We start from the raw sequence: 3,982 nt of genomic DNA, 5'->3' as shown, positions 1-3,982 counted from the left end.
GAGTGGTGGAATTGGTAGACACAAGGGATTTAAAATCCCTCGACTAACAAGTCGTGCCGGTTCAAGTCCGGCCTCGGGCACCACTTTTACTAAAGTCCTTTTAGTAAATTAAATAACCCACTATTTAAAATAAATCCTCAGTTTTATAATCAAACAATCATTTTATTTATGTTTTTGCTTATCTTTAAAAGTTAATAGCAATTGGCTTAATTAAATGAATGATTTGAAACAAGACAATCGTGCTTAAAGCAGAGCGTACGTATTGTTGTACCTTAGCGTTAGTTGATTAAACCTACATTACTTTTCCTATATCCCTTTGCAGCGGTCGAAAAACTACTTTTAACACTGTTTATTAAAGGGATTTTGCATAAATGCACGACTAATAGTGCATTTTAAAGTGTATTGCCAAAGCTAAATAGCTTGATGATTAAATACGTTCGTAAATGTATTAGCTGAAGTGTAGGTAAGGGCAGAAATAAAGTGAGAGCGCAAAGCGACACGAAGCCGCTTTGCTAAAGTATATAATGCTATAACTTTGTTTGTGCCTTATAGATAGGGTATTCGCTCATTAAGCCTTGAATAAGCGCTACGCACATTAAAATGAGCACAATTGAGAAAGGTAACGCTGTAGTTACGACTCCCGATTGCAAAGCTTGTAAGGCTTGAGAGCCTCCTACCCACAGTAATACGGCGGCTATAGCCCCTTCAATCGATGCCCAAAATATACGTTGTGGTACCGGCGCATCAATTTTCCCGCCAGCAGTTATACCATCTATCACAAGTGAGCCAGAGTCAGAAGAGGTTATAAAAAACACTAAAACAAGCACAATTGAAATAACACTAATAAAGCTACTTAGCGGAAGTTGCTCATAAACCTGAAATAGCGTTACTGAGATATCAGTTAACCCGTTTTGTCCAAGCGGGCCTATTTTATCAATAATTTGTGAAATGGCTAAATTACCAAATACGCCCATCCAAACTAAACTTAATAGTGTTGGCAAGCCAATGACGACCAATAAAAACTCTCGCACGGTACGGCCCTTAGATACTCGGGCAATAAACATTCCGACAAATGGCGACCACGATATCCACCATGCCCAGTAAAATACTGTCCAGGCATGCATCCAGTCTTCATCTTCCCGGCCAAACGGATTACTAAGCGGGAGCATGTGTTCTACATATGCACCAAAGGTAAACCATATAGCCGTAATTGAATCACTAAAAGTAAGGGATATGATGGCTACAAGTAAAATAAATGCACATATAAGGTTTATGTTACTAAGTACTTTCACCCCCCCCTCAATACCTTTAATAACAGACACAATAGCAATACAGGTAACGAGCGCTATAACCGTAATTTGAAAAGCGGTACCGTAGTCTGTGCCCATTAAATAATTAATACCACTTGTTGCTTGCTGCGCCCCTAAACCAAGAGACGTTGCTAAACCAAAAAGCGTAGAGAGTACAGCGAGAATGTCGATAACATGACCCAGCCAACCCCAAGCACGATCGCCAAATAAAGGGTAAAACACGGATCGTATAGATAATGGAAGGCCTTTATTGTAGGCAAAAAATGCTAAACTAAGTGCAACAATGGCGTAAATTGCCCAGCCATGTAAACCCCAGTGATACATGGTGGCACCCATGGCTAAAGAGTGAGCTTCTGGGGTGTTTGGCTGTGCATTCATTGGCATTAAGTACCAATCAGTAAAATAAGCTGCGGGCTCTGCAACACCCCAAAACAGTAAACCTATCCCCATTCCTGCTGCAAATAGCATTGCCAACCATGAAAGATAACCATGTTCAGGTTTTGCATTAACACCTCCTAAGCGAATTTTGCCAAGAGGGGAGAGCGCAAGTGCAAAGCAAAATAATACGAAACCATTAGCAATCAACATGAAGTAACTATCAAATTTATTGATAATGGCATCTTTAGTTGAGGTAAGTGCTTCCCTGACGACTTCAGGGTCAAGCAATAAGGTAAGGGCAACAAATAGTATGACTAAAAATGCGCTTATTCCAAACACGGGATTATGAACATCAAACCCCCATTTTTGTACGTTATCTTGACCTACTTGATAATCGGTAGTGTCAATACTGTATTTGTTCAATTGGTCATCCATCATGACTCCTTTATATTATAGATAACAAACTTAAATTTTATTGTACGTAAGTAAATTAAAAAGCGCCTATTACTGATATTTAATTATGGTATATATCTTTGAAATACATTAATAAAATTTTATATAGTTTGTAAGGCAAAAAAAAGCGAGCATATGCTCGCTTAATAATTTTTCAATTTAGTGTTACTTCCACGCGTTAGGATCAACCTCTTTGGCAAGCTTAGGGTGCTTGGCTTTGTTAAACGTAGGTAGTACACCTTGCTTATTTTGTGCGTTGTAATCTTTTGATAACCATACAACAACACCAGAGAGCATAAACAGTGCAACTACGTTTACAATAGCCATTAGGCCCATAGAGATATCAGCAAGTGTCCAAATAATCCCTAGTTCACCAATGGCGCCAAACATAACCATACCTAATACCAATAACCTAAATATAAACATTCCTTTATTAGAGTTATGTTCTAAAAACATTAGGTTTGTTTCGGCATATGAGTAATTCGCTACAATAGAGGTAAATGCAAAAAACAAAATGGCAATGGCAATAAAGTAAGTGCCCCAATCACCTACGTGCTCTTGCAGTGCAGCTTGTGTTAACTCTATTCCTAATACACCCGATTCAGGCACAAGTTGATTAGACAGTAAGATTAATGAGGCTGTGGCTGTACAGATCACAATAGTATCTATAAATACACCTAGCATTTGCACATACCCTTGCGAGGCTGGGTGCGGAGGGTAAGGGGTTGCCGTTGCTGCAGCATTAGCTGCGCTACCCATACCTGCTTCGTTTGAAAACAAACCGCGCTTAATACCTTGGATCATAGCTTGTGTTACACCATAGCCAATGGCACCGGCGCCTGCTTGCTCTAAACCAAATGCACTTTTTACTATAAGTACAATAACATCAGGCAAAGCAGTGAAGTTTACTGCACATACATATATAGCAACTAGCAAATAGGCAAGCGCCATAAATGGAACAACCATTTCGGCAAAACGTGATATTGTTTTTAATCCACCAAAAATAATGATGCCAGAGCCAATCACAAGTGCTATGCCTACTATATACTTAGGTACATCAAACGCTACTTCAAATGCGGCAGCAATAGAGTTTGACTGTACAGCATTAAATACCAGGCCAAAGGCTAAAATTAAGCACAGTGAAAACAGGACACCCATCCAGCGTTTGCCTAAACCGCGCTCCATATAATAAGCAGGGCCGCCTCTAAAGTTGCCATCAGCGTCTTTAGTTTTATAAGCTTGTGCTAGTGTACTCTCAGCAAAACTAGTTGCCATACCTATTAAAGCAATCAGCCACATCCAAAATATAGCGCCAGGGCCACCTAAATAAAGTGCCACGGCAACACCGGCCATATTACCTGTTCCAACACGCGCGGCTAAAGAAGTACAAAAAGCTTGAAAAGAAGAAATCTCATCACCACCACATTTACGTGAGCCAAACATAACTTTAAACATATGGGGGAATTGTAAAAATTGAATAAAGCCCAACCGAATGGTAAAAAAGACACCTGCTGCTATTAATAAGTAGACGAGAACTTGGCCCCAAAGTAAGGCACTTATACTATTTATTATATCTGTCATGAATACTACCTAAGTACATGAGTTGAAAAAGTGCTGGCAACTTACCATAACGAATCAAAAGAGTTTAGTTTTAAAAGCAAAAAAGCAGTCTTATCCACAAGCTTTTGTGGGTAACATGTGCTTTTAATGTGGGCTTCTTATGGGTATAAATTAAATGCAATTTTATTAAATAAAACGCTTGCGTAAAAATCCGTTCTCCCTATAATGCGACCCCACTGAGACGGCAGAGCGCAACGCATAGCGATGAACGAGCTAATCAG

At 39.4% G+C, this 3,982-nt stretch carries 2 protein-coding genes; both read right to left on the bottom strand.

Translation table 11 applies throughout. The annotated features are described in order from the left end of the window. Window positions 1–527: 527 nt before the first annotated feature. Window positions 528–2,123, bottom strand: coding sequence for a BCCT family transporter (locus AN393_RS19420; RefSeq protein WP_055018933.1), 1,596 nt, complete (start codon window positions 2,121–2,123; stop codon window positions 528–530). Window positions 2,124–2,306: 183 nt separating this feature from the next. Next, complete coding sequence (locus tag AN393_RS19415) at window positions 2,307–3,722, bottom strand: sodium:alanine symporter family protein (protein ID WP_055016956.1); 1,416 nt, start codon at window positions 3,720–3,722, stop codon at window positions 2,307–2,309. Window positions 3,723–3,982: the final 260 nt, after the last annotated feature.

It is taken from the genome of Pseudoalteromonas sp. P1-25, from assembly GCF_001401805.1.
Lineage (GTDB): Bacteria > Pseudomonadota > Gammaproteobacteria > Enterobacterales > Alteromonadaceae > Pseudoalteromonas.
Note: the sequence above shows the minus strand (reverse complement) of the source record. Positions and strands in the feature narration are given on the sequence as shown.